The sequence below is a fragment of the Luteococcus sp. Sow4_B9 genome, assembly GCF_052116585.1.
GTDB lineage: Bacteria > Actinomycetota > Actinomycetes > Propionibacteriales > Propionibacteriaceae > Luteococcus.
In genome coordinates this window covers 17,437-40,914 of the sequence record NZ_JBQKKT010000020.1, presented here as the reverse complement: position 1 = coordinate 40,914, position 23,478 = coordinate 17,437, and the positions used below count along the sequence as shown (strand labels likewise).

Below are 23,478 nucleotides of genomic sequence, written 5' to 3'. Positions count from 1 at the left end.
AGCGGGACGGGCCCAGGTAGGCCGCGTCGGGTGCCTCGGGGATCGCTCCAGGTGGGCGGCGCCTGGTGGTTGGCCAGGCGCATGGCGGTCAGAACCGCAGGCGTCGGCCAGCGGGTCGCGTGGCCGCGTTCTGGCCCTCCAGATACCTGGCCAGCGCGTGCAGGTCGTCCGGGGTGAGCTGGTCACCGTCTGGGGCGGGTGCCGTGGCACGGCGGGCGGGGCCAGAACGCTGGATCCCCGGGGCATGGATCCGGTTCTGAGCGCCTCCCACGCCCGGCGTGGGTACTTGGCTACCCCCGGAATTTGTGGGCGCCTGAGGGCGATCTTCCGGCTTGGTCGGGGTGGGCTTGGGCGGGGTGGGCTTGGGCGCCGGCTTGGGCAGATCCAGGGCGTCGACGCGCCGGGCCAGTGCGGCGGCGTCATAGCCGCGCTCACGCTCGGCCCTCATCTCGGCTTCAGCGATGCGGCGGCGGGTGTAGGGATCCGAGATCCCGGGGTACTTGGTGATTGTGTTTGGTGCGTTGCTCATGGTTGGTGCCTCTCGGTGGTGGCGGTGTGGTGCCGGGTGCGTGACGGTCACGCACCCGGTGGTGCGGGTGGCCATGGGCGGTGGTTGTGCCCACCGTTGTGCCCAGCGGCTACGCCTGGCCTTGTCAGCGGTGCTTTCGTCCTGACTCAGGCTCAGGACGGGCACCTGGTGCGGGTCAGCCCAGGACCGCGCGGATACGCGGCCCGCACACGCCCTGGTGCACCAGGTCCGGCCGGAAGCACGGCGCGCCAGCCTCGGCCTGGTGGCGGGCGCATGGGGCAGCCAGGACCTGGCTGAACCCGACGCGGCCTACGGCGCCCAGGTGCTGCTCACGCCAGGCACGGACCCTGGCCCGCTGCTCGTCGTTGCCTTCGATGCGCTTGGGGTATTCCAGGCCAGTCCTGGGGTCGATCGGGCGGCGGTTCGTCGTCGTCTTGGTGGTGCTCATCGTGTCTCTTCCTTCGTGCCCGGCCCATGGCCAGCGGCGGTGAGGCGGCCAGGTAGGCCGCCAGCTCTGTGGGGGTCGCTCACTGGTGGTGCTGCCCTGGTGGTCAGCCAGGCAGTGGGTGGACTCGGGGTCCAGGTCAGGTCCAGTCCAGGTCTGGTCCGGCCGCACGCGCGTGTGCGGTTTGGACGGGCGGGAGGCCTTGGCAGGATCGGGCTGGGGAACCCCCTCGGCACCTGCCTCGGGCCCTTCGAGCCCTTCAGCCTCGGACCTCCCCGGCCTCAGTGGTTCTATGGTTCTGAGGTTCTGCGACTTTCCGGGATGTTGGATTTTTGGCCAAAATCGGCCGGAAATCCTTACAAATAACGTAAATTTCAATTCGTGAAAAAGGGGAATTTTTTGGTCACCAACTGACCCCTACGGTTCTGCAGACCCGCAGAACCACACTCACCCCCGGCCTCCCCCTTCCCTCGGCCGCGTGTCCCCCGGGCGGTAGCGCGTGCTCGCCCGGTTGGCAGCAGCACCCGCCACCTCCTCGGCCACCAGCCAGCCCTCATTCATGGCCAGCTCCAGCGCCTCGGCCTTGGCGGCTCGCCACTCGGTCTTGTTCTTCACCGCGCGCGTCACGCACCGCGCCGTGCAGCCCTCATCCGGTGCGTGCGCGACGTCGCCGGCCCCGGCGTGCGCGTGCCGCTCCACCGTCCGCCAGATCGCCACCGCGGCGTCCCACGTGGCCTCGTCGGCCCGCTCCCTGGCCCCCAGAGCGCGCTCAGCGTCCCCGCGGCCCTTGGCCATCTGCTCCCGTGTGGCCACGGCCTGCAGCTCACGACGGCACCAGCCCTGGACCTGGAGGCTGTGGTCCACCAGCACGCCGGCCAGCTGCCACCACTGTTCAGTGATCGCCTCGTCGTAGTGCAGCAGCGCCAGCGCCGCGGCCACCTTCAGGCGGATCAGGTACAGGTGCCCCTGCAACTCGTCGCGCACGTTGCCGCGCGCCTTCTCCCGGTGGAAGTCGCGGATCTCAGCCTTCACCTGGTCCGGGTAGTCGATGAACTCCGGCAGCTGCTCCGGCAGCCGCCAGCCCCGCAGCCCGTCGGGCCAGTCCACATCCTCCTCAGCCGACGCCGGCAGCGTCGGGTCGGTCGCACGCACCCAGAGGAACCGCTGGGGCGTGCCCGCGTCGGCATCGTTGAGCAGCACGTCCGAGAGCGCGGGCTGGACCCCCGCCAGCAGCACCAGGCGGTAGGTGCCGAGGCGGATCCGGCGGATCCGCTCCCGGACCGCGTTCTCCGAGCCCAGCGCGCCGCCTGTCAGGGCCGAACGCAGCGTGCTGGACAGCGTTGATCCACTGCGACGGTTCAGGGCGTCCATGGTGCCGATCTCGTCGACGATGAACAGCCGGTGCGGGAAGTCGCTGAGCACGTTCTCAACCGGCTTGCCCTTCTCCTTCCTGGTCTCCAGGAAGCTCTGGACCATGCCCTCACCCGAGCCCACCTGGCGCTCCATCATCAGGTGCTTGGCAGGCAGGCCCATCAACTCCCGAGACACCTCAATCGTGGCGCTCTTGCCGTCGCCCGAGCGTCCCACCAAGGCCACGCCCAAGTTCAGCGACGCACGGCCGCCCACCACGGGAGGCAGCATCGTCGAGGCGGGCACCTCGGCCAGGACCCGGGCCAGCACACAGGCCAGCATCATCGGTGCCGGCATCAGGCGACTGTGCGCGGCCTGGTGGATCGCCTCCAGCGTCGGCGTGGCGCTGAACAGGTTCTCCAGGTCGACGTCCACAGGGGCAGCCTGTGCCACTACGGGGGCAAGGGTCACTTCTCCGGTCCCCTCGTCAATGATCTCCACCAGCCCAGCCGGCTCAGCAGGCGGCGTCTGCCCCTGGCCCCTATCGGCGCCACAGGCCGCCCCAGCCAGGGCCGCGCCAGGTTCGGCCTGGCCCCAGCGCCACCCGCTCGCCACGGTTTGCTCAGCCTCCCGACGACGCGCCGCGGCGCTCTCGGCGGTGGGACGTCCGACAAATGCAGCCACCAGCCGCTCCCGAATCTCGTCGGCGTCCAAGTCCGAGTGCTCCAGCACCAGGGCAGCAGCCTTGCCAGCGGCCCAGTTCAGGGCGTCGTTCCCCTGGCCCCGATCGGCCGTCACCACCCGACGGACCAGGCCGTCAAGGCGATGGGCGGGAGACGCCCCACCGGCAGCCTTGGGCGCGGCCTGGCTGGAGCGCTCGGGACGGGGCGGCTCGGGCGCCGGGATCGGCCAGGGCAGGTCCAGCAGGCGCGCCAGCTCCGCAGGCGCCCAGGTCCTCACCGCCGGATCATCGGGGCGCACCAGCCAGGCCACCGGCCGTGGCTGCCCGGTCTTCCAGTTGAGCGTCCCGGCCGGCCTCAGCACGTCGTTGTCAGCGCACTTCGAGGCGTCCCAGGACTCACCACCCACGAACCGGCCCAGGGCAGCGCACAGCGCGGCGTGCACGTGCGGGGCGACGGACTCACTCAAGCGCACGTAGACGTGCCCCCGCGGCTTGCCCTCGTCGCCGTCAACCAGCGAGCCCGACGCCACAACCATGGCCCCGACGGCATGGGCGCGGCCCAGGTCCAACGGGCCGTCGATGTCGGCATGGGCGTGGCGACGTGCCAGGGCGCGGCCCTTGCGGCGGTGGCCCAGGTCGTGCACGTAGGGGCAGGCGAACACGTTATGGCCCGCGTCAGCGGTGTGCACCGCTGAAGCTGCCAGGCTGCCCAGCACATCTTGTGCTGCGTCGGCAGGGACCGGTCCTGTTTCGCACCAGCCCTTGGCCGGCGAGCTGGTGGCCAGGTAGACCGCGCCGCGCCGGGCCGTCTTCAGCTCACCCAGGAACTCGGTGAACCATGCCAGGGCGTCAGCAACCCTCAGAGGGTCCACGTCGGCCGGTACAATTTCAGTGGGTTCCCGTGGGGCGTCGTTCTGTGATGAGGCGGCGCCCCGCTCCATTTCCAAGCTCATCGGGACGCACCTCCAGCGGCGAGGATCAGGGCGTGCAGCTCAGCGGCAACGCGCTCGTGGCCTGCCTCTTCAGCAGCCCTCAGCCGCTTCAGCAGCTCGGCGCTCTCACACGGCGGCAGGCTTCCCCGCGCGGCGGTCTCGTGGTGGTTCTTCTTGGCCGGATTCACGGCGCTTCCTCTCGGTGATGTTCCGGCCCTACTGCCAGGCGAACAGGTGGGTGGATCAGCGGGCGCCGCCGGCGGCGATGAATTCGCGCACAGCCGATTCGGGAATGCGGACCAGGCGGCCGACGCGGACGCACTTCATCTGGCCCTTCTTGACCAGGGTGTAGATGGTGCGGTCTGCGCAGCCCAGGCGGCGGGCGACGTCGGGTACCTCGTGCAGGTGATCCAGGTCAGCGGCGGCGGGTGCCGCGGTAGCAGTGGCGGTCATGGTCTCGGTGCTCCTCATGTCGTGGTCGTGAGTGACTGTGAATCAACTGTCACGTCTTGACGGGCAAAATACAAGCGTTTACCTTTGTACTTATGAACCGACGCAGTTACGAACGTTGGGCGGTGACGCCCTACCGACGCGAGGGGCGACGCTTCGACCCCGACGCGGACGCGCTGATCTCGTGGGGCCCCGAAGACGTCGTCTTCGTCAGCGACCCCCGCGGCTGGTCATGGGAAGTCGTGCTGACCCCGGACCGACGCGCCATCGAGTCGTTGACGATCCACGGGACCGTCACGGTGGACGTGCTCAAGGCCACGCCAGTGGGCTATCTCGTCGAGGTGGCAGCCTCAGCCCTGGCCCGACGCGATGCCGCCATGGCCCCACCGGGCGCGCACCTTGACGACGCGATGCGCGAGGCAGCCAGCGCACCCGGCATGGTGGCATTGGAGGGTGACCCTCCCACGCTGGAGGCCTTCGCCCAGGCCTTCGAGGCCTGCCCTGCCGTCCTGGTCACGGCCGACGGGACCAGGATCACGCGGCGAGTGCAGCTGGCCCAGCAATTCGGCGTGAGCAAGTACGCCGTCGACAAGTGGACCCGCAAGACGCGAGACGCGGGTCTTCTGCCGCCCGCTGATTGCGGACGACCGCGCACCCAGACCACCGACGACGACCAGTCGTCGGCCAGCAGGAAGACAACCAAGACCAGCAGCCCGGACGGCAAGGCGCCGTCGAGCGACATGAGGAACACCAGTAAGCCTCGATCCACCGATGCGCAGGGCGATGTGAGGTGATCCAGCGCGTCGGAACGTGAGAATGCCCCTGTGCTGCAGCAGAATTGGAGTTCTTCACGCTTCAATCCACGCCGCACACAAGGGGCATCTCGTAGGTGAAACTCTCTCACACCCTGACCCGGACCTCCGCGGTCTTCGACGACCCGAACCTCGTTTCGTCCGCCGGGCTCGTCCCGGTGATGGCGTTGACCGACGCCGCTGGCCTACGCGTGCTGGCTGACCAACGGCTGACGGTGGCCACGGACAAGGGCGCCAACGCCGGCCTGAAGGTCGCCTCGCTGGTCGGTGGGATGCTCGCCGGCGCGGACAGCATCGATGACATGGCGCTGCTACGGCACGGCGGGATGGCCAAGGTGTTCACCTCGGCGTACGCGCCCTCCACACTCGGGGCGTTCCTGCGGGCGTTCACGTTCGGGCACGTGCGTCAGCTCGACGCGGTTGCCGCGAGGTTCCTGCTGGCCCTGGCCGCACGGACCCGCCTGCTCGGGCCGGTCGCCGCGCCGGGACCCGCCTCGACCCCGGCCACGGCGGGCGAGTACGCGTTGGTCGATGTCGACGACACGATCATCGAGGTCCACGGCCACCAGAAGCAGGGCGCCGGATTCGGCTACTCGAAGGTCCGCGGGCTCAACGCGTTCCTGGCCACCCTCACCACCGCCGGACACGCGCCGGTCATCGTCGCCCAGCGGCTACGCAAGGGCTCGTGTGGTTCCCCGCGGGGTGCGGCCCGGCTGATCGGCGACGCCGTCAAACAAGCCCGGCGCCTGCTCGGGGCGGACCGGGCCATCCTGGTCCGGATGGACTCCGCGTTCTTCGGTGGCCCCGCCGTCCGGGCCGCGCTGGCCGGTGGCGCGGACGTGTCCGTCACCGTGAGGCTGACCGCCACGATCAAGGCCGCGATCGCCGGCATCGACGAACACGCGTGGACCACGATCGAGTACACCGACGCGATCCGCGACGAGGCCACCGGGGCGTGGATCTCCCGCGCCGAGGTCGCCGAGATCGACTTCACCGCGTTCGCCGCGCAGAAGAAGGCCCACCAGGTCCCGGGCCGGCTCGTCGTGCGCCGCATCCCCGACGTCAATGCCGACAAGAAGAAGGCCGCCGGGCAAGGCACCCTGTTCGACGTGTGGCGCTTCCACGCGTTCTTCACCACCGTCCCCGCCGACACCCTGGACACCGTCGCCGCGGACCAGGCGCACCGGCACCACGCGATCATCGAACAGGTCCACGCCGACCTGAAGAACTCCGCCCTGGCCCACCTCCCGTCGGGGAAGTTCACCGCGAACGCCGCCTGGCTCGTGCTCGCCGTCATCGCGTTCAACCTCACCCGCGCCGCAGCAACTGTGACCGGCGAGCCAGCCCTGGCCAAGTCCACGACCGCGACCATCCGCCGCAAGCTGATCACCGTCCCCGCCCGCGTCGCGTCCTCCGCCCGACGGGTCACCCTGCACCTGCCCAAGGACTGGCCCTGGGAACACGCCTGGACCCAACTGTTCACGCTCGGCTGCGGGCCACCCGCAGCGCCCCCACGGACCTGACCACCCCGCCGGAGACGGCACGAGCGACACCCCGTGGAACACCCCGGCAGCGAGGCCGGGCGATCACCCACGCCCCCACCCGGGCATCAGCACGCCAACCCGATCAGGCAGTCCTGGACCTGCTCATCGGTGGATCGAGGCTAATCCGAACTAGAAGGAACGCGAAGCGCTACACTCCCGGGGACTTGACCCGCCCCTGAGCGGAACCGCTCAAGGACCACGCAGAGAGGAATCATCCGTCAATGGGAAAACTGATACCGAAAGCAGCGCTCGCATCGCTTGTTGCGGTGGCTATGGTCGCCTCGGGAACGACCTCCGCGACCGCTGAGGACTCGACCTCCTCCGCCGCTGTCGTGGACGATGCAGAGACGCACCTCGAAAGCGCGTTGGCGACGCAGCCTCAGGTTTACATGGACACCGCGAGTGTTCCCGAGGGCCAGGTCGAAGTGCAGGGCGGCGTTGTCAGTGCCCCGTCCGGGGACGAAGCGCAGTCGTTCTCACTGTCGTTCGACCGGTCCGCGCCGGACGACGTGGGGGTCTCCGCCGTGACAGTCAATGATGGCGTCGGGTGGCGGTGAAGGACGAGGGCGACGGCGCGTTCCGGGCGCTGTTTCACATCGCTACGTCGGACAGCCCCCGCGAGTACCGGTTCGACGTGGACCCAGCGTTCGAACTCTTCCCGCTTGAAGACGGTGGCATCACCGTCCGCACCGCGGATGGTGACCTTGCGGGCACAATCGCACCGCCCTGGGCTGTAGACCGCAACGGCGTTGCTGTGCCGACTGATTACACCATCGCCGGCAACACCGTCATCCAGCGAGTCCACCCCTCGACGTCCACCGCGTTCCCGATCGTGGCTGACCCGTTCTGGGTTCCCGCGCTGATGGTTATGGGACATCTCACTCGTCACGCGATCACTCAGGCCGCGGCCCGCGGAGTGAGCCAAGCCCTCATCAAGCAGGTTGTTCAGAACGGCGTGAGGACTGCGGGCAAGAAGGGCACCTCAGTTTTTACACAGGGTAAAGGCGCGAACAGAATCCGCGTCATCGTCGACAACAAGACCGGCAACATTATCACCGTCACGAAGGGGTGAAGAATGAGACTGACGTACGACCGTGACGCGGACGCCGCCTACCTGATGGTGGTCGACAGTATCGCTCCCGGTGAAGCTACACATCAGGTCGAGCTGACCCACGACGGAGACGTCGCAGGCCAGTTCATCTTGGACTTCGACACTGATGGGAAACTGCTCGGACTAGAAGTTCTCTTCGCCTCGGACGCATTACATGCGTCCGTCATCGCCGCTGCTGAACCAAAGTAAGCCGCGACGATCCCCGGGCACACGAAGCTCGCAGGGGTTCGTCAGTCATGCCTTAACCTCGATCCACCGATGAGCTCGGGCCTTTGAGCGTGCCGTAACGACGAGATGCCCTGCCGTGCTGGGAGATTGGTTCTTGCGACAGTTCCAAACCACCCACCCGGAAGGGCATCTCTGGGATGAAACTCTGCCACACCCGCGCGGCGACGTCGGCGGTGTTCGATGACCCGAACCTGGTGTCGGCGGCCGGGCTGGTCCCGGTCCTTGCACTGGCGGACTCGGCAGGGCTCGCACGCCTGGCCGGTGAGCACTTGAGCGTGCCGGGTGACAAGGGCGCCAACGCCGGGTTGAAGGTGGCCTCCCTGGTCGCGGGGATGGTCGCCGGCGCCGACAGCATCGATGACATGGCGCTGCTGCGGCACGGCGGGATGGGCCGGGTCTTCGCCCGGGCGTACGCGCCGTCGACGTTGGGGTCGTTCCTGCGGGCGTTCACGTTCGGTCACGTGCGCCAGCTCGACGCGGTCGCCTCCAGGTTCCTGGCCAACCTCACAGCTGCGGGCGGCCAGGGCGCGCAGGTCCGGCGCGACGGCACGAGCACACGGGTGCTGGTCGACATCGATGACACGATCATCGAGGTCCACGGCCACGCCAAGCAGGGCGCCGGGTTCGGCTACTCCGGGGTCCGTGGCCTGAACGCGCTGCTGGCCACGGTCACCACCTCCGGGTCAGCGCCGGTGGTGGTGGCGCAGCGGCTGCGCAAGGGCTCGTGCGGGTCCCCGCGCGGAGCCAAACGGCTGGTCGCCGACGCGCTGAAGACGGTCAGCACCCTGCACGGCCGTTCAGATGTGAAGCCGTTGCTGCGGGCGGACTCCGCGTTCTATGGGGCGCCCACCGTCGGTGCCGCGCTCCGTGGTGGGGCCCAGGTGTCGATCACCGTGCGCCTGGACCCCAAGGTCAAGGCCGCGATCGCCACCATCAGCCAAGAAGCGTGGACGCCCATCGAGTACACCGACGCCATCTTCGACGAGGTCAGCGGCACGTGGGTGTCGCGGGCCGAGGTCGCCGAGGTGCCCTTCACCGCGTTCACCTCCAAGAAGGCCACCGACCAGGTGACCGGGCGCCTGGTGGTGCGCCGCATCCCCGACCTCAACGCCGAGAAGAAGAAGGCCGCTGGACAGGGCACCCTGTTCGACACGTGGCGCTTCCACGCCTTCTTCACCACCACCGACCCCGCCGACCTGGACACCGTCGCGGCGGACAAGACCCACCGCGGGCACGCGATCATCGAGCAGGTCCACGCCGACCTCAAGAGCTCCGCCCTGGCCCACCTGCCCTCCGGGAAGTTCACCGCCAACGCCGCCTGGCTGGTGCTGGCGGTCATCGCGTTCAACCTCACCCGCACCGCCGCCGCCATCGCCGGCAGCGACCTCGCCCGCGCGACCACCGCCACCATCCGCGCGAAGCTGATCACCGTCCCCGCGCGGGTGGCGTCCTCAGCCCGACGGGTCACCCTGCACCTGCCGACCGCCTGGCCCTGGGAAGCCGCGTGGACCCGCCTGTTCAACCACGGCTGCGGCCCACCAGCAACGCTCTCTCCCTGACCACCCAGCCATCACGGCGCGACCGAACACCCGACGTGGAACACCCCGACAGCGAGGTCAGGAAAACAGCCCTGCCCTCAAACCACCACCGCGGCCCTCCGCGAAATCAGCTCACCCCACCCACGCCATCGGTGGATCGAGGCTTAAGCGTTCCCTGTGAGAGCTTGCGCTCCAACCGGAAGCTATCTTCATCCGGGTCATACTGCGCGGAGTCGGGTTTCATTAGAACCTCGTCCACTTCCCGTTCTGACACTCGGCGTTTCCGCATACGTTGCTTCGCGTGAGTCGTCAGCCGACCTATAGCCATCGGTCACCCAGCGCTTTGCTGAGTGTCGGGCAACGGTACCACCTCGAACATGAGCGTCCGCACAGAGCGGTCATCCAAGAACAGCTCGATGGTCACCACCCCGTACTCCTGAACAACCATGCCACTGTTGAGCGCCACCAACATGTGACGACGCTGCTCTTCACCATATTGGGGGGCACCCGTTGCATCGATCCGACCATCGAACGTCAGAGCGGCACCCTGCGGCGGGCGAACCTCCACACGGAAGTCACATGCGGTGAGACCGCCCCTGAAGCGGAGCCGAGCAGCAACGGCAAAGGACATCGGCAGCCCCAAGGGAGCCGTCACCCGAAGGAAGCTCGCGTCCACTGCCGTCAGAGTGCCATCCGCGTTGACGCGCGCCCACTGGGCGGGGAAGGCGTAGTCCAGTTCAACGGCGGCCGGTTCGGTCATGGCGCGAATCTAGCAGCCCAACTGAGTACACGCTGCCTCGGCCCGAACTGACCAGTTGTGCCCAAGACTTGTGCCCAAGCACAAGAAAAGCCCCGACCGAAGTCGAGGCTTTTCCTTACTGGTAAAACTTTCCGCTCCCCGGGTGAGAGTCGAACTCACGTCGCTAGTCCTGATTCAAAGTCAGGCGGGCCCTGCCGGCAGACCAACCGGGGATCATGAACACGGCGAGCCGTGCGCACACGTCCATGCGGGATGGACTGCCCTTACCTTACGCACCGGGCTGGGGTGGGCGCACCTCAACGCACGGGGCACCGACGTTCGCGCCGCGACGCGGGCGTCGGCAGGCCACGGGAGCTGACCCCTAGGGGTGTGGGAACATGGGGCGCATGCTCGACCCGCAGACCCCGCACGATCCCGCCAGGCCTGACCCGGCTCCCGTCAGCAGGCACACCTCGACGGGTCGCGCCCGGCGCGGACGGATCCGCATGACCTCCGCCGAGCGCCGCGAGCAGCTGGTCAGCGTGGCTCGCACCCTGTTTGCCCAGAAGGGTTTCGAGGGGACCAGCGTGGAGGAGATCGCTGCCTGCGCCGAGGTCAGCAAGCCCGTGGTCTACGAGCACTTCGGCGGCAAGGAGGGCGTCTACGCCGTCGTGGTGGATCGCGAATCGCAGCGCCTGCACCAGGCGATCCGCACGGCCCTGACCACGCCCGGAGCCACCTCCCGAGACCTCATCGAGTACGGGGCCCTGGCGCTGATGGACTACCTCGACGAGCACCCCGACGGCTTCCGCATCCTGGCCCGGGACTCCCCCGTCGTGGCCGCACAGGGATCCTTTGCCAGCATCCTCAGCGACATCGTCTCGCGGGTGGAGGACCTGCTGGCCGAACCGCTGCAGCGGCACGGCTTCGATCCGACGTACGCGGGCCTGTATGCCCAGGCGCTGGTGGGGCTGGTGGCATTGGCCGGGCAGAGCTGGTTGGACACCCGGGAACCGTCGAAGGAGGTCGTGGCCGCCCACCTGGTGAACCTGGCCTGGAATGGGATGGCGAACCTGGTGCCCGAACCGCGCCTCACGGTTCGGGAGATGCCCCCCAAGTGACGGCATCGCGGCACGAGCACGGCGCGGCGTCCCAGCCGTCCGCTAGTGTGGCCATGAAGGCTGGCACGGTTGCCAGCCCCGTGAAGTGACGTCAAGTCCGTCCAGTCGATTCGAGGGGAATCCCGAGCCCATGGCGAAGATCATCTACACCCACACCGACGAGGCCCCGCTGCTGGCCACCTACTCCCTGCTCCCGGTGGTCCAGGCCTACCTGGGCACCGCGGGCGTCGAGGTCGAGACCCGTGACATCTCACTGGCAGGCCGCATCGCCGCCGCCTTTGGCAAGCAGGCCGATGCCCTCGCCGAGCTGGGCGAGCTGGCCAAGACCCCCGAGGCCAACATCATCAAGCTGCCGAACATCTCGGCCTCCATCCCGCAGCTGAAGGCCGCGATCGAGGAGCTGCAGGCCCAGGGCGTCGACGTGCCCGACTACGACACCGCCTCCGACGAGGACAAGGCCAAGTACGACGCCGTCAAGGGCTCGGCCGTGAACCCCGTGCTCCGCGAGGGCAACTCCGACCGTCGTGCTCCGCTGGCCGTCAAGAACTACGCGCGCAAGAACCCGCACTCGATGGGCGCCTGGAGCGCCGATTCCAAGACCAGCGTCGCCACCATGGGTGCCGATGACTTCCGCCACAACGAGCAGTCGGTCATCATGCCCGCCGAGGACACCCTCAAGATCCAGCACGTGGCCGCCGACGGCACCGTGTCGGTCCTGAAGGAGAAGCTGCCGGTGCTGGCCGGCGAGGTCGTCGACTCCACCGTGATGCGCGCCAAGGCCCTCGACGCCTTCCTGGCCGAGCAGGTCAAGCTGGCCAAGGAGCAGGGCGTCCTGTTCTCCACCCACCTCAAGGCCACCATGATGAAGGTCTCCGACCCGATCCTGTTCGGCCACGTGGTCAAGGCCTTCTTCCCGAACACCTTCGAGAAGTACGGCAAGGACCTGGAGGCCGCGGGCCTCAGCGCCAACAACGGCCTGGGCGGCATCTTCGCCGGACTGGCCCAGCTGCCCAATGGCGACGAGATCAAGGCCTCCTTCGACGAGGAGCTGGCCAACGGCCCCGACCTGGCCATGGTGAACTCGGACAAGGGCATCACCAACCTGCACGTGCCCAGTGACGTGATCGTCGACGCCTCGATGCCGGCCATGATCCGCACGTCGGGCCAGATGTGGAATGCCAAGGGCGAGCAGCAGGACACCCTCGCGGTGATCCCGGACAGCTCCTACGCCGGCATCTACCAGGTGGTCATCGACGACTGCAAGGCCAACGGTGCCTACGATCCCACCACCATGGGCTCGGTCCCCAATGTGGGCCTGATGGCGCAGAAGGCCGAGGAGTACGGCAGCCACGACAAGACCTTCGAGATCCAGGCCGACGGCAAGGTGCAGGTGGTCAACGCTGCGGGCGAGGTGCTGATGGAGCACGACGTCGAGGCTGGCGACATCTGGCGCGCCTGCCAGGCCAAGGACGCCCCGATCCGCGACTGGGTCAAGCTGGCCGTCACCCGCGCCCGCCTCTCCCAGACCCCGGCCGTCTTCTGGCTGGACCCGGAGCGTGCCCACGACCGCAACCTGATCGAGCTGGTCAACAAGTACCTGGCCATGCCCGAGGTCGTCGGCGACGCCTCCGGTCTGGACATCCAGATCATGAGCCCGGTGGAGGCCACCAAGTTCTCGATCGACCGCATCCGCAAGGGCGAGGACACCATCTCCGTGACCGGCAATGTGCTGCGCGACTACAACACCGACCTCTTTCCGATCCTGGAGCTGGGCACCAGCGCCAAGATGCTCTCGGTGGTTCCGCTGATGAATGGCGGCGGCCTGTTCGAGACCGGCGCCGGTGGCTCCGCCCCCAAGCACGTGCAGCAGCTCGTCGAGGAGAACTACCTGCGGTGGGACTCGCTGGGTGAGTTCCTGGCCCTGGCCGAGAGCCTGCGCCACCTGGCCAACACGGATGACAACCCGCGCGCGGCGGTGCTCGCCGACGCCCTGGACAAGGCGACGGAGAACCTGCTGAACAACAACAAGGGTCCGGCCCGCAAGGTTGGCCAGATCGACAATCGTGGTTCGCACTTCTACCTGGCCATGTACTGGGCCCAGGAGCTGGCTGCCCAGACCGCCGATGCCGAGCTGGCCGAGGCCTTCGCCCCGCTCGCCAAGGCCCTCTCGGAGAATGAGGAGAAGATCTCCGAGGAGCTGATCGGCGTGCAGGGCAAGCCCGTGGAGATCGGCGGTTACTACCGTCCGAACGACGAGCTGACCAGCGCCGTGATGCGCCCCTCGGTCACCTTCAACGAGGCTCTCGGCCTGCTGAAGTGATCGACAGGACCCAACGGGACGGGCCCGGGCCATTCGGCCCGGGCCCGTCCCGTTGGGTCGTTCGTCCATTAGAGCCTCACCCCGGTCTGGGGTAGAGTGCGCCATGTCCAGCGCCATCTCCCCCGCTCCCTTCGTCCGTGGCGCTGTCCGGAGGTAGACCATGAGAATCGCCCGTGCCGGGTCGATCGTCTTCATTGCTGCCGTCGGGACCTCGGCCGCGATCAACCTCTTCGCCCCCCAGTTCTCCCTGGTGCCGTCGAATGTGCCTTCGGACCCGGCGAACAGCCAGGGGCCGGATCCGTCGAATCCCAATGACCGTTCCACCCCCGCGGTCCCGCAGCCCGGTGGTCCCACGATTGCCAGCGCGCCCGTGCGCGCCGGTCGCGTGGTCTCGACCATCCCCACTGCCGTCTCGTCGCAGGAGGCATCCTTCCAGGCGACGCACGTCCCGCTGAGCCCGGACGAGATGGGTCCGTCGATCGCCACCTACGTGCCCCCGAGCGCGGATGAGTCCGAGCCCGCCCCGCTGGGTGACGTGACCCCGATGCCGGGTGGGGCGAGTTCCCCGACCGGTGCCGCATCCGAGACCACGGAGCCGGGTGCGTCGCAGCCTCCCACCCCGTCGATGGATCCGAACCTCCCGGGGGAGACGGCCACGCCCGCTCCCACCGACGATCCGTCGACCACGGATCCCGCGACGCCGCCCAGCACCACGCCGGAGCCCAGCACCACGCCGGAGCCCAGCGTGGACCCGGACCCCGTCACCACGCCGGATCCGACCGTGGAGCCGGAGCCCACAGCCACGCCGATGCCCAGCGCCACGCCGGAGCCCGCACCCACCGAGGAATCGAGCTCGACTCCGTCGCCGACCTACGGTCCGCAGCCAGTCGAACCGGTTCCCAGCGAATCTGCTCCGGTGGAGACCGTGGCACCCAGCGAACCCCCGGTCTCTCGCATCCCGGTGGAACCGACCGAACCGCCATTGCCGGTGGATCCGTCGCCCACCACGGAGCCCAGCCCCACCGCCACCAGCAGCCCGACGGCCTCCCCGGCTCCCACCGGCAGCCCGTCCGCTTCGACCTCGAACACGCCGGAGCCAAGCCCGACGGCTGCCCCCACCTCGCCGCTGCCGACCTGACCGCGGTTCAGCGGGCGGTGATCTGGGCGGCCAGGTGACCGCCTCCATAGCCGTTGTCGATGTTGACCACCCCAACGCCCGGGGCGCACGCATTGAGCATGGTGAGCAGCGGCGCCAGACCGTTGAAGGCGGCCCCGTAGCCGACGGATGTGGGCACCGCCACCACGGGCGCCTGGACCAGACCGGCCACCAGCCCGGGCAGTGCGCCGTCCATCCCGGCCACCACCACGACGCAACCCGCAGCCCGCAGCTGCTCCAGACGGGACAGAGTGCGATGCAGTCCGGCGATGCCGATGTCGACCACCAGTTCTGTGTGCCGCCCCAGGTATTGCGCCGTCAGGTCAGCCTCACGAGCCACCGGCAGGTCTGACGTCCCGGCGCAGGCAACCACCACCAGTTCGCCGGTGGGCTCGGGCGGATTCGGCGGCCAGGCCAGCATCCTGGCGACGGGGTCATGCATCGCGTCGGGCAGGGCATCCAGCACGGCGACGGCGTGACGCTCGTCGGCCCGGGTGAACAGCACCGCCCCGCTCTCCGGGGCTCCCGCAGATCGGAAGCGAGCCGCGATGGCGCCCACCTGTTCGGGCGTCTTGCCTTCGCAGTAGACGGCCTCCGGGTAGCCGCGACGCCGTGCGCGTTCCAGGTCCAGGGTGGCGATGCCGTCCAGCTCATCGATCGGCGTCGGGTCACCCGCACCTGTCGAGGAGATCGGTTCAGCCATGCTGCGCCTCCTGCCGAGTGAGGATCTGCATCGTGAACTGCCCGGACTGGATCCCGGCCAGGTCCACGGTCACGTGGCCGAAGCCAGCCTCCCGCACCTGGGCCAGCAACTGCTCGCGCAGAGTCCGGTCGGCGAGCCGGCCCATCTCGTCGACGGGCAGCTCGATCCTGGCGATGGTGCCGTGGTGGCGCACACGTCCGTCGCTGAATCCCGCACGACGCACGGCTTCCTCCGCGGCCTCCACCTGCCGCAGCTTCTGCGGTGTCACGGGTTCGCCGTGGGGAATGCGGGAGGCCAGGCACGGGGCGGCCGGCTTGTCGGCCACGCTGAGACCGAGCTCGCGGGCGATGGCGCGCACGCGCGGTTTCGTGATTCCCGCCTCGGCCAGTGGACGAAGCACCGCGTGCCGGGTGGCGGCGCGGGAGCCGGGGCGGTCCGGCCGCAGGACGTCGTCGGCATTCTCGCCGTAGGCGACGGCTGCCAGCCCCAACTCCTGCACCAGCTCGTCGTCGATGCGGGTGAAGAGTTCATCCTTGCAGTGGAAACAGCGATCGACGTCATTGGCCACATAGGCGGGATTGTCGCCCTCGTGGGTGCGGACCTCACGCACCTCGACGCCGATCTGCCGGGCCACCTCGTGGGCGATCCGCCGCTCGTCGGCGGCGAGCGACGGGCTGACCCCCAGTAGCGCCACCACCCGGCTGGCGCCCAGGGCCCGCACGGCCAGCGCGCAGAGCACCGCGGAATCCACCCCGCCGGAGTAGGCGATGCCCAGTCTCCCGTCGAGGCCGTCGAACTGTCGTGCCACGGCAGCGGCGTCCTGTGCCTGCTGCCCGCTGAGCTGGGTGCTGGTTGCCATGATGGTGCCGAGCCTAGGGGCCCGTCAGCACATTTCCCACTCAGCGCCAGCTGTTGCCGGGGGACCCGCCGGCCTTCAGGCGAGTGGTCAGTCCCGGTCGACCACCGGCGCACCGGCCACGATCCCGGCCGCGTACATGGCTGCGTGCGCCGCGGCCAGGACCTCCTGCTCCGGGCGGCCCACGTGCGCGGCCACCGCGGCGATGGACTCGAATTCCGCCGCCGCGTGGACCACCCGCCCGTCGCGATGCCCGATCTTCACCGTGATGTCATGACCCTCCACCTGCACCTGGGTGAAGCGTCGCTCAAGCATCGTGCGGTGCACGGGCACCGCCCGGCACCCGAGCGTGCTCGTGTGGGTCAACAGCACCTCGACCACGGCCTGCTCGCGGTCACTGGTCGCCAGGGCATGGAGGGTGTGGGCTGGACGTCCCTTCTTCATCAGGATCGGGACCAGCCAGGCGTCCCTCGCGCCCGCAGCCAGGAGCGCGTCGATCACACCCGGCCACAGCCTGGGGTCCTGGTCGTCCACATTGGCCTGGATCTCCAGCAGCTGCGTGCCGTCCGGATCGTGTGCGGACTGCCCGCCCCCGACGCCCGATGACTGCTCCATCCGATGGCCCAGCACCAGCCGGACCACGTTCGGGTGGTCCAGGAAGTCCTTGCCGCCACACCCGATGCCCACCTCGGCCACCGACAGGCTCGGCATCGATTCGCACCGGTCTGCGAAGGAACGCACCAGGGCAACTCCCGTGGGTGTCGCCAGCTCGCCGACGACACCGGGCACAGTCACCGGGGCCGGCTCGTCGTGATGGTGCCCGTGGTCGTGGTGGTGCCCATGGTGATGGTGGTCGTGATCGTGCCCATGGTGATGGTGCCCGTGGTCGTGATGATGCCCATGGTCGTGGTGGGCCTCGACCGGCTCTGCCGCCCCAGACTGCTCCACCACCCCAGACCGTTCCCCGAGCTCGTCGAGGCGAGGTTCCCGAGTGGCGCCCGAATAGCCGGTCTGGAGCACCTGCCAGCCACGCACCAGTTCGAGCACGGCCGGGACGGGGACGGGAATGTCCCCGTGGGCCGCCTTGATGCGCCCCTCCCCCAGCGCAAGCGGGGAGGCGCTGATTGACTGCACCCCCAGCAGGCGGAGTCCCTCGCACGCACCGACGATGTCCGCGATCGAGTCGAGCGCCCCCACCTCATGGAAGTGGACCTCGTCAACCGAGGTGCCGTGCACGCGGGCTTCGGCCCGGGCGAGCAGCTCGAAGGCAGCCAGTGCCATCTCGGCGGTGCGGGGATGCAGACCCGAGCCGCCAGCCAGGTGCTGCGAGAGCATCTCCCGGATGGATGCCCAGGTGCGGTGGGGCGGGTCGTCAACCAGTACCTCCACGCGCGCCTTGGTGCCGCGCTGCCCTCCGCGCACCATCGGCTCGGCATGCACGCGCACCGATCCGGGTACCAGCAGGTCCAGGGCTCGTTGGATGTCGGCCAGTGGGGCCCCCGCATCCAGGGCGGCGCCCAGCAGCATGTCCCCGGCCACTCCGGCGGTCACGTCCAGCCAGGCATGCAGCGTCTCGGTCACGGCTTCCTCCCAGGGGTTCGGCATCTGGCCCAACCCTAGGCACCCGCCCGCCACAGGGGCGAACGGGTGCCAGAAGTTGCGGGCAGGGCCCGGGCGACGCGGCTCAGAGCAGGTCGTTGATGGTGATGGTCTGCTCGCGGCCGGGGCCGACGCCGATGCCGGAGATGCGGCAGCGGATCAGCTCCTCCAGGCGATGCACGTAGGCCTGGCAGTTTGCCGGCAGCTCGTCGAAGCTGCGGCAACCCGAGATGTCCTCGTGCCAGCCCTCCAGGTACTCGAAGACCGGCGTGCCCTTCGCCAGCTGGATCGAGTCCACCGGGAAGTGTTCCAGACGCTCACCGTCGACGTCGTAGGCCACGCAGACCGGGATCTTCTCCCAGCCGGACAGGATGTCCAGCTTGGTGAGGAAGATGTCGGTGCAACCGTTGTAGGTGGCTGCCTGCTCCACGACGAGGGCGTCGAACCACCCGCAGCGCCGGGGGCGGCCGGTGGTGGCGCCGAATTCGCCGCCCTCGGTGCGCAGCTTCTCACCGTCAGCGTCGAAGAGTTCCGTCGGGAAGGGACCCTCGCCGACGCGTGTGGTGTAGGCCTTGGCGATTCCGACGATCCGGTCGATGCGCGTGGGACCGACGCCGGTGCCGGTGCAGGCACCACCGGCGGTTGGGTTGGAGCTCGTGACATAGGGGTAGGTGCCGTGGTCGACGTCCAGATGGTGGGCCTGGGCGCCCTCGAAGAGCACCACCTTGTCCTGGTCCAGCGCATCGTTGAGCAGGCGAGCCGAGTCGATGACATGGGGGCGGATCCGCTCGCGGTGCTTGAGGAGGCCCTCGACCACCTCGTCCACCTCGATCTCGCGACGGTTGTACATCTTCACGAGCTGGCTGTTCTTGGTCACCAGGGCGGCGGCCACCTTGTCCCGCAGCACCTCCTCGTCGAAGAGGTCCTGGACGCGGATGCCCATCCGGTTGATCTTGTCGCTGTAGACCGGACCGATGCCGCGGCCCGTGGTGCCGATCTTGCGCTTGCCGGCGAAACGCTCGGTCACCTTGTCCATGGTCTGGTGGTAGGTGGTCAGCACGTGTGCGGTGGCGGAGATCTTGGGGTGCGCCACCTCGATGCCACGGGCGGCCAGCTCATCGAGCTCGGCGTAGAGCACGTCGAGGTCGATCACGACGCCATTGCCCAGCACGCAGGTGGTGTTGGGGTTGAGGATGCCCGACGGCAGCAGGTGCAGCACGGTGGTCTCACCATTGACCACCACGGTGTGACCGGCATTGTTGCCACCGGAATAGCGGGCGCAGTAGTCCACGCGCTCACCGAGCTGGTCGACGGCCTTGCCCTTGCCCTCGTCGCCCCACTGCGTACCGATCACCACGATGCCAGGCATTTCAGCCCTCCAGAATCATCCACGGGTCCGCCGACGATGGCAGCCCCAGAAACAGTTGAAGCCCCTTGCACGGGCGCAAGCGGGCTCTTGCCACACAACCCTACCCCACCCCTTCCGGGTGACCCAGCCATCTCAGCCCAGCCATCGCACGACTCCAGGCCGCCCACCGCTCACCTGAACTTCACCTGAAGGCCATCCAGTCATCACGTTCAGCCGCTTGGCTGGAACTACTACGGCTCGCAGGAAACCCCCCATGAGGAGAGATCCAATGTCCACTCGTCGCATCACCGCCTCACTGGCCAGCCTCGTGCTGGTCGGATCGCTCGCCTGCGCCGGCGCCACCGCCGATGCCGCCCCCCGCAAGAAGGCACCCAAGGCCCCCAAGAATGTCATCGTCATGATCGGCGACGGCATGGGCTACAACCAGATCACCGCCGCCAGCCTCTACGACAAGGGCCGCGCCTACAAGCAGACCGTCGGCACCCCCGGCAAGGTCCGCGAGGTCACCGGCAAGCCCGCCTTCGGTTACGAGCGCTTCCCCGTCCAGGTGGACATGGCAACCACCTGGAATGAAGGCTCCTATGATCCGCTGCGCGCCTGGAAGGACTTCGACTACGTCAAGGTCAGCCCCACCGACTCCGCCGCCGCCGGCACCGCCATGGCCACCGGCGTGAAGACCTACAACGCGGGCCTGGGCGTCGACCCCGACGGCAAGCCCGTGGAGAACATCTCCGAGCGCGCCATCAGCATGGGCAAGGCCGCCGGCTCGATCTCGTCGGTGCAGTTCAGCCACGCAACTCCCGCCTCCTACGTGGTGCACAACAAGAGCCGCAATGACTACCTGGGCATCGCCTCCCAGGAGGTTGCGTCCAAGATGACCGTCATGATGGGCGCGGGCCATCCCGCCTTCGATGACAACGGCAAGAAGCTGGACAAGCCCAACTACAAGTACATCGGCGAGAAGGACTTCACCGCCCTGCAGGAAGGCCAGAAGGGCTGGAACCTGGTGGAGGAGAAGGCCGACTTCGAGAAGCTGACGAAGGGCAAGACCCCCAAGCGGGTCTTCGGCATCGCCCAGGCCGCCACCACCCTGCAGCAGGCCCGCGACGGAGAGTCCAGCGAGCCCTACGACGTGCCCTTCAACAAGAATGTTCCGGACCTGGCCACCATGACCAAGGGCGCCCTCAATGTCCTGGACAATGACCCCGACGGCTTCACCCTGATGGTGGAGGGCGGCGCGATCGACTGGGCCGGGCACTCCAACAATGGCGCTCGCAACATCGAGGAGACGCTGGAATTCAACAAGGCCTTCACCGCCGTCAACGACTGGGTCACCAAGAACTCCAACTGGAACGAGACCCTGCTCATCGTCACGGCCGACCACGAGACCGGCTACATGGAAGGCGTCAACGCCGATCCCAACTGGACACTGCTGCGCGGCAAGAAGGGCACGATGCCCCGTCTGAGCTGGTACTCCGGTGACCACACCAACCAGCTGGTGCCCGTCTACGCCAAGGGCGCCGGCTCCAAGCAGCTGGCCGCCAAGGCCGTCGCCGGCGATCCCGTCCGGGGCAAGTACCTGGACAACACCGATCTGGCGAACCTGCTGCTCGACGACCTGTGGGCCAACCGGACCCAGGCCGCTGGCTCGAAGAAGAAGTGAGCCTGCCCGCCAGCGTGAGGGGACGCACCCACGCCGGGCACCGTCCAGCCCCGCCACAGGGCTGAACGAACAGAGGGGCTCGCCGCATCCATGCGGCGAGCCCCTCGTCCTGTTCGGGAAGGTTGGGTGACCGGCAGCCGTCACGCCTCGCCGGTGAGCACCTGATGGGCCTCCTCGGAGCAGTCACGCAGGAACTGGGCACACCGCTCGGCCTCGTCGGTCTCCCCGATCCGTCCTGCCGCCTCGCCCAGCGCCCACAGGCAGCGCAGGAATCCCTGATTGGGAACGTGGTCCCACGGCACGGGGCCGGATCCCTTCCAACCGCTGCGACGCAGGGCATCCAGCCCCCGGTGGTAGCCGGTGCGCGCATAGGCGTAGGCAGCGATGTCATCCTCGGGTGTCTTGGTGATGAGCGAGGCCTCGGCGAGCAGTGCCCAGCACAGGCTCGACGTGGGATTCTCGCGCACGATGTCCATGAACTGCTCCATGCCGCGCTTCGACAACTGGTCGAGCGCCGGGTCCTCGGGAAGGCGGGTCTCGGGGCCGGTGGCCATCAGATTGGGGTGGGTCTCAGGTGCCATGACACCACTCTAGGCATCGCGACAGAATCCGTCTGTGCGCGCAGTCACACCGTGGCCAAGACGTCCAGCATGCGGATGCAGCTGGAGGGCCATCTCCGACGCCAGAGAATTTGCATGCCCATCCCACGAACGGCGGAGTGCATGAACATCTTCAGGACCAAGTCCATCGAGCAGTCACTGAGCGACACGGATGAACCGGAGTACAAGCTCACCAAGAGTTTGAGCGCCTTCGACCTGACCGTCTTCGGGGTCGGCATCATCGTGGGCGCCGGCATCTTCACCCTGACCGGGCGCGCCGCCAATCAGGTGGCCGGACCCGCCATCGTCGTCTCCTTCATCCTCGCAGCCATCTGCTGCGGCCTGGCGGCGCTCTGCTACGCCGAGTTCTCGTCGGCGGTCCCGGTCTCCGGATCGGCCTACACCTTCAGCTATGCATCGATGGGCGAGATCGTCGCCTGGATCATCGGCTGGGACCTGATCCTGGAACTCCTGCTGGCGGCGGCCGTGGTGGCCCAGGGGTGGAGCGCCTATCTGGGAGTGCTGCTGGGGCACATGGGGATCCAGTTGCCGGCCAACTGGACCTATGGCGGCACGGTGGACGTGCCCGCGGTGCTGCTCGCGCTGCTGCTCGGAACCCTGGTCAGCCTGGGCATCAAGGAGTCGATGCGGGTGGAGACCGTGATGGTGGGGATCAAGATCGCGATCGTCCTGTTCGTCATCGTCGCCGGCATCGGCTACATCAACCCGAGCAACTACACCCCCTTCGTCCCGGATCCGGTCCCGTCGTCCACCATCGACAGCGTCTGGAAGCAGCCGCTGGTGCAGGCGGTCTTCGGCCTGCAGCCCACGGCCTTCGGCGTGGGCGGCATCCTGGCCGGCGCAGCCCTGGTCTTCTTCGCCTACCTCGGCTTCGACGTCGTGGCCACCGCCGCGGAGGAGACGAAGAATCCGCAGCGGGACCTGCCGCGCGGCATCCTGGGCTCGCTGGTGATCGCCACCGTCCTCTACTGCGCCGTCAGCGTGGTGGTGACCGGCATGGTCCGCTACGACCAGCTGGAACCGTCCGCCTCGCTGGCCCAGGCCTTTGCCCACCACGGCAAGACCTGGATGGCGACGTTGATCGCCGCAGGCGCCGTCGTCGGCCTGTTCACCGTGGTGCTCACCATGATCATCGGCTGCTCCCGGCTGGTCTTCGCCATGTGCCGAGACAACCTGTTGCCGATGCGCCTCGCCACGGTGCACCCCACCCGCCGCACCCCGACGAAGATCATCGCCATCCTGACCGCCGTGATCGCCCTGCTCGCCGGTTTCACGCCCATCGGCACGCTGGAGGAGATGGTGAACATCGGCACCTTGAGCGCCTTCATCCTGGTCAGCATCGGCATCCCGGTGATGCGTCGCACGCACCCTGACCTGCCCCGGCCCTTCAAGGTTCCCTTCTCCCCGGTGCTGCCGATCCTGTCCGCGGTGATCTGCATCCTGCTGACGCTCAACCTGGCGGTGGAGACCTGGGCGCGCTTCATCGTCTGGCTCGCCATCGGCCTGGCCGTCTACTTCGGCTACGGCCATCGCCATTCCAGGCTGGCCACCGGGGCGCGGCTGTCGCCCTCGATCGAGCGGGCCGTCGCCGCCGATCGACGCCCCGAACACGACTGACATGACATCCCACTGAGAGGCCCCCGTGACGCGTGCGCATCGGGGGCCGTCTCATGGGCGTACGCTTTTCCAGTAATTCCATTCGAAGTTCGGA

General features: G+C 68.3%; 23 protein-coding genes and 1 tRNA gene. 11 read left to right on the top strand and 13 right to left on the bottom strand.

Going from position 1 to position 23,478, the window contains the following annotated elements:
- Window positions 1-88: 88 nt before the first annotated feature.
- The 5 genes from ACTQ49_RS11730 to ACTQ49_RS11710 all read right to left on the bottom strand — a co-directional run bounded on the left by ACTQ49_RS11730 (window position 89) and on the right by ACTQ49_RS11710 (window position 4,409).
- Window positions 89-529, bottom strand: a complete 441-nt coding sequence (locus tag ACTQ49_RS11730; RefSeq protein ID WP_441828022.1) for a hypothetical protein — start codon at window positions 527-529, stop codon at window positions 89-91.
- A gap of 175 nt (window positions 530-704) precedes the next feature.
- The gene (locus ACTQ49_RS11725; RefSeq protein ID WP_441828021.1) at window positions 705-977 is read right to left on the bottom strand and encodes a hypothetical protein; all 273 of its coding nucleotides are present in this window, start codon (window positions 975-977) and stop codon (window positions 705-707) included.
- 444 nt (window positions 978-1,421) lie between these two features.
- Window positions 1,422-3,878 carry a hypothetical protein gene (locus ACTQ49_RS11720; protein ID WP_441828020.1) on the bottom strand — a complete coding sequence of 819 codons (2,457 nt, stop codon included), beginning with the start codon at window positions 3,876-3,878 and terminating at the stop codon, window positions 1,422-1,424.
- A 77-nt stretch (window positions 3,879-3,955) separates the two neighbouring features.
- Window positions 3,956-4,126 carry a hypothetical protein gene (locus tag ACTQ49_RS11715; RefSeq protein WP_441828019.1) on the bottom strand — a complete coding sequence of 57 codons (171 nt, stop codon included), beginning with the start codon at window positions 4,124-4,126 and terminating at the stop codon, window positions 3,956-3,958.
- Window positions 4,127-4,181: 55 nt separating this feature from the next.
- Window positions 4,182-4,409, bottom strand: a complete 228-nt coding sequence (locus ACTQ49_RS11710; protein ID WP_441828018.1) for a helix-turn-helix domain-containing protein — start codon at window positions 4,407-4,409, stop codon at window positions 4,182-4,184.
- A 74-nt stretch (window positions 4,410-4,483) separates the two neighbouring features.
- Here ACTQ49_RS11710 and ACTQ49_RS11705 point away from each other — a divergent pair, with 74 nt between their 5' ends.
- The 6 genes from ACTQ49_RS11705 to ACTQ49_RS11680 all read left to right on the top strand — a co-directional run bounded on the left by ACTQ49_RS11705 (window position 4,484) and on the right by ACTQ49_RS11680 (window position 9,642).
- On the top strand, window positions 4,484-5,182 hold the full coding sequence (locus tag ACTQ49_RS11705; protein ID WP_441828017.1) for a hypothetical protein: 699 nt from the start codon (window positions 4,484-4,486) through the stop codon (window positions 5,180-5,182).
- 95 nt (window positions 5,183-5,277) lie between these two features.
- Entirely contained in the window at window positions 5,278-6,723 is a 1,446-nt protein-coding gene (locus tag ACTQ49_RS11700; protein WP_441828016.1) for an IS1380 family transposase, read from the top strand.
- Between the two features lie 242 nt (window positions 6,724-6,965).
- Complete coding sequence (locus ACTQ49_RS11695) at window positions 6,966-7,301, top strand: hypothetical protein (RefSeq protein WP_441828015.1); 336 nt, start codon at window positions 6,966-6,968, stop codon at window positions 7,299-7,301.
- On the top strand, window positions 7,292-7,816 hold the full coding sequence (locus ACTQ49_RS11690; protein WP_441828014.1) for a DUF4258 domain-containing protein: 525 nt from the start codon (window positions 7,292-7,294) through the stop codon (window positions 7,814-7,816). The genes ACTQ49_RS11695 and ACTQ49_RS11690 overlap by 10 nt, the downstream gene beginning before the upstream one ends.
- Window positions 7,817-7,819: 3 nt before the next feature.
- Window positions 7,820-8,044 carry a DUF2283 domain-containing protein gene (locus ACTQ49_RS11685; RefSeq protein ID WP_259557797.1) on the top strand — a complete coding sequence of 75 codons (225 nt, stop codon included), beginning with the start codon at window positions 7,820-7,822 and terminating at the stop codon, window positions 8,042-8,044.
- A 176-nt stretch (window positions 8,045-8,220) separates the two neighbouring features.
- Complete coding sequence (locus ACTQ49_RS11680; protein ID WP_441828013.1) at window positions 8,221-9,642, top strand: IS1380 family transposase; 1,422 nt, start codon at window positions 8,221-8,223, stop codon at window positions 9,640-9,642.
- Between the two features lie 106 nt (window positions 9,643-9,748).
- Here ACTQ49_RS11680 and ACTQ49_RS11675 read toward each other — a convergent pair whose 3' ends face one another.
- The 3 genes from ACTQ49_RS11675 to ACTQ49_RS11665 form a co-directional block, all read right to left on the bottom strand.
- The gene (locus ACTQ49_RS11675; protein ID WP_441828012.1) at window positions 9,749-9,949 is read right to left on the bottom strand and encodes a DUF4258 domain-containing protein; all 201 of its coding nucleotides are present in this window, start codon (window positions 9,947-9,949) and stop codon (window positions 9,749-9,751) included.
- Between the two features lie 3 nt (window positions 9,950-9,952).
- Window positions 9,953-10,381, bottom strand: coding sequence for a DUF6941 family protein (locus tag ACTQ49_RS11670; RefSeq protein WP_441828011.1), 429 nt, complete (start codon window positions 10,379-10,381; stop codon window positions 9,953-9,955).
- A 134-nt stretch (window positions 10,382-10,515) separates the two neighbouring features.
- A tRNA-Gln gene (locus ACTQ49_RS11665) sits at window positions 10,516-10,594 on the bottom strand.
- 272 nt (window positions 10,595-10,866) lie between these two features.
- Here ACTQ49_RS11665 and ACTQ49_RS11660 point away from each other — a divergent pair.
- The 3 genes from ACTQ49_RS11660 (at window position 10,867) to ACTQ49_RS11650 (ending at window position 14,939) form a co-directional block, all read left to right on the top strand.
- A complete protein-coding gene (locus ACTQ49_RS11660) occupies window positions 10,867-11,481 on the top strand; it encodes a TetR/AcrR family transcriptional regulator (protein ID WP_441828036.1) in 615 nt (204 codons plus the stop codon).
- Window positions 11,482-11,611: 130 nt separating this feature from the next.
- Window positions 11,612-13,801: an NADP-dependent isocitrate dehydrogenase gene (locus ACTQ49_RS11655; RefSeq protein ID WP_441828010.1), complete on the top strand. Its 2,190-nt coding sequence runs from the start codon at window positions 11,612-11,614 to the stop codon at window positions 13,799-13,801.
- Window positions 13,802-13,961: 160 nt separating this feature from the next.
- The gene (locus ACTQ49_RS11650; RefSeq protein WP_441828009.1) at window positions 13,962-14,939 is read left to right on the top strand and encodes a hypothetical protein; all 978 of its coding nucleotides are present in this window, start codon (window positions 13,962-13,964) and stop codon (window positions 14,937-14,939) included.
- A gap of 7 nt (window positions 14,940-14,946) precedes the next feature.
- Here ACTQ49_RS11650 and larB read toward each other — a convergent pair whose 3' ends face one another.
- From larB to ACTQ49_RS11630, 4 genes are all read right to left on the bottom strand, one after another.
- Window positions 14,947-15,660, bottom strand: a complete 714-nt coding sequence (gene larB, locus ACTQ49_RS11645) for a nickel pincer cofactor biosynthesis protein LarB (RefSeq protein ID WP_441828008.1) — start codon at window positions 15,658-15,660, stop codon at window positions 14,947-14,949.
- On the bottom strand, window positions 15,653-16,519 hold the full coding sequence (larE, locus tag ACTQ49_RS11640) for an ATP-dependent sacrificial sulfur transferase LarE (protein WP_441828007.1): 867 nt from the start codon (window positions 16,517-16,519) through the stop codon (window positions 15,653-15,655). Before larE ends, larB begins: the two co-directional genes overlap by 8 nt.
- A gap of 87 nt (window positions 16,520-16,606) precedes the next feature.
- Window positions 16,607-18,121, bottom strand: coding sequence for a LarC family nickel insertion protein (locus ACTQ49_RS11635; RefSeq protein ID WP_441828006.1), 1,515 nt, complete (start codon window positions 18,119-18,121; stop codon window positions 16,607-16,609).
- Between the two features lie 79 nt (window positions 18,122-18,200).
- The gene (locus tag ACTQ49_RS11630) at window positions 18,201-19,484 is read right to left on the bottom strand and encodes an adenylosuccinate synthase (protein WP_441828005.1); all 1,284 of its coding nucleotides are present in this window, start codon (window positions 19,482-19,484) and stop codon (window positions 18,201-18,203) included.
- 268 nt (window positions 19,485-19,752) lie between these two features.
- On the opposite strand from ACTQ49_RS11630, the gene ACTQ49_RS11625 reads away from it, so the two are divergent.
- Window positions 19,753-21,147: an alkaline phosphatase gene (locus ACTQ49_RS11625; RefSeq protein WP_441828004.1), complete on the top strand. Its 1,395-nt coding sequence runs from the start codon at window positions 19,753-19,755 to the stop codon at window positions 21,145-21,147.
- Between the two features lie 140 nt (window positions 21,148-21,287).
- On the opposite strand, the gene ACTQ49_RS11620 is transcribed toward ACTQ49_RS11625, so the two are convergent.
- On the bottom strand, window positions 21,288-21,728 hold the full coding sequence (locus tag ACTQ49_RS11620; protein ID WP_441828003.1) for a DUF3151 domain-containing protein: 441 nt from the start codon (window positions 21,726-21,728) through the stop codon (window positions 21,288-21,290).
- A gap of 141 nt (window positions 21,729-21,869) precedes the next feature.
- On the opposite strand from ACTQ49_RS11620, the gene ACTQ49_RS11615 reads away from it, so the two are divergent.
- Window positions 21,870-23,384 carry an amino acid permease gene (locus ACTQ49_RS11615; protein WP_441828002.1) on the top strand — a complete coding sequence of 505 codons (1,515 nt, stop codon included), beginning with the start codon at window positions 21,870-21,872 and terminating at the stop codon, window positions 23,382-23,384.
- The last annotated feature ends 94 nt before the right edge of the window (window positions 23,385-23,478 follow it).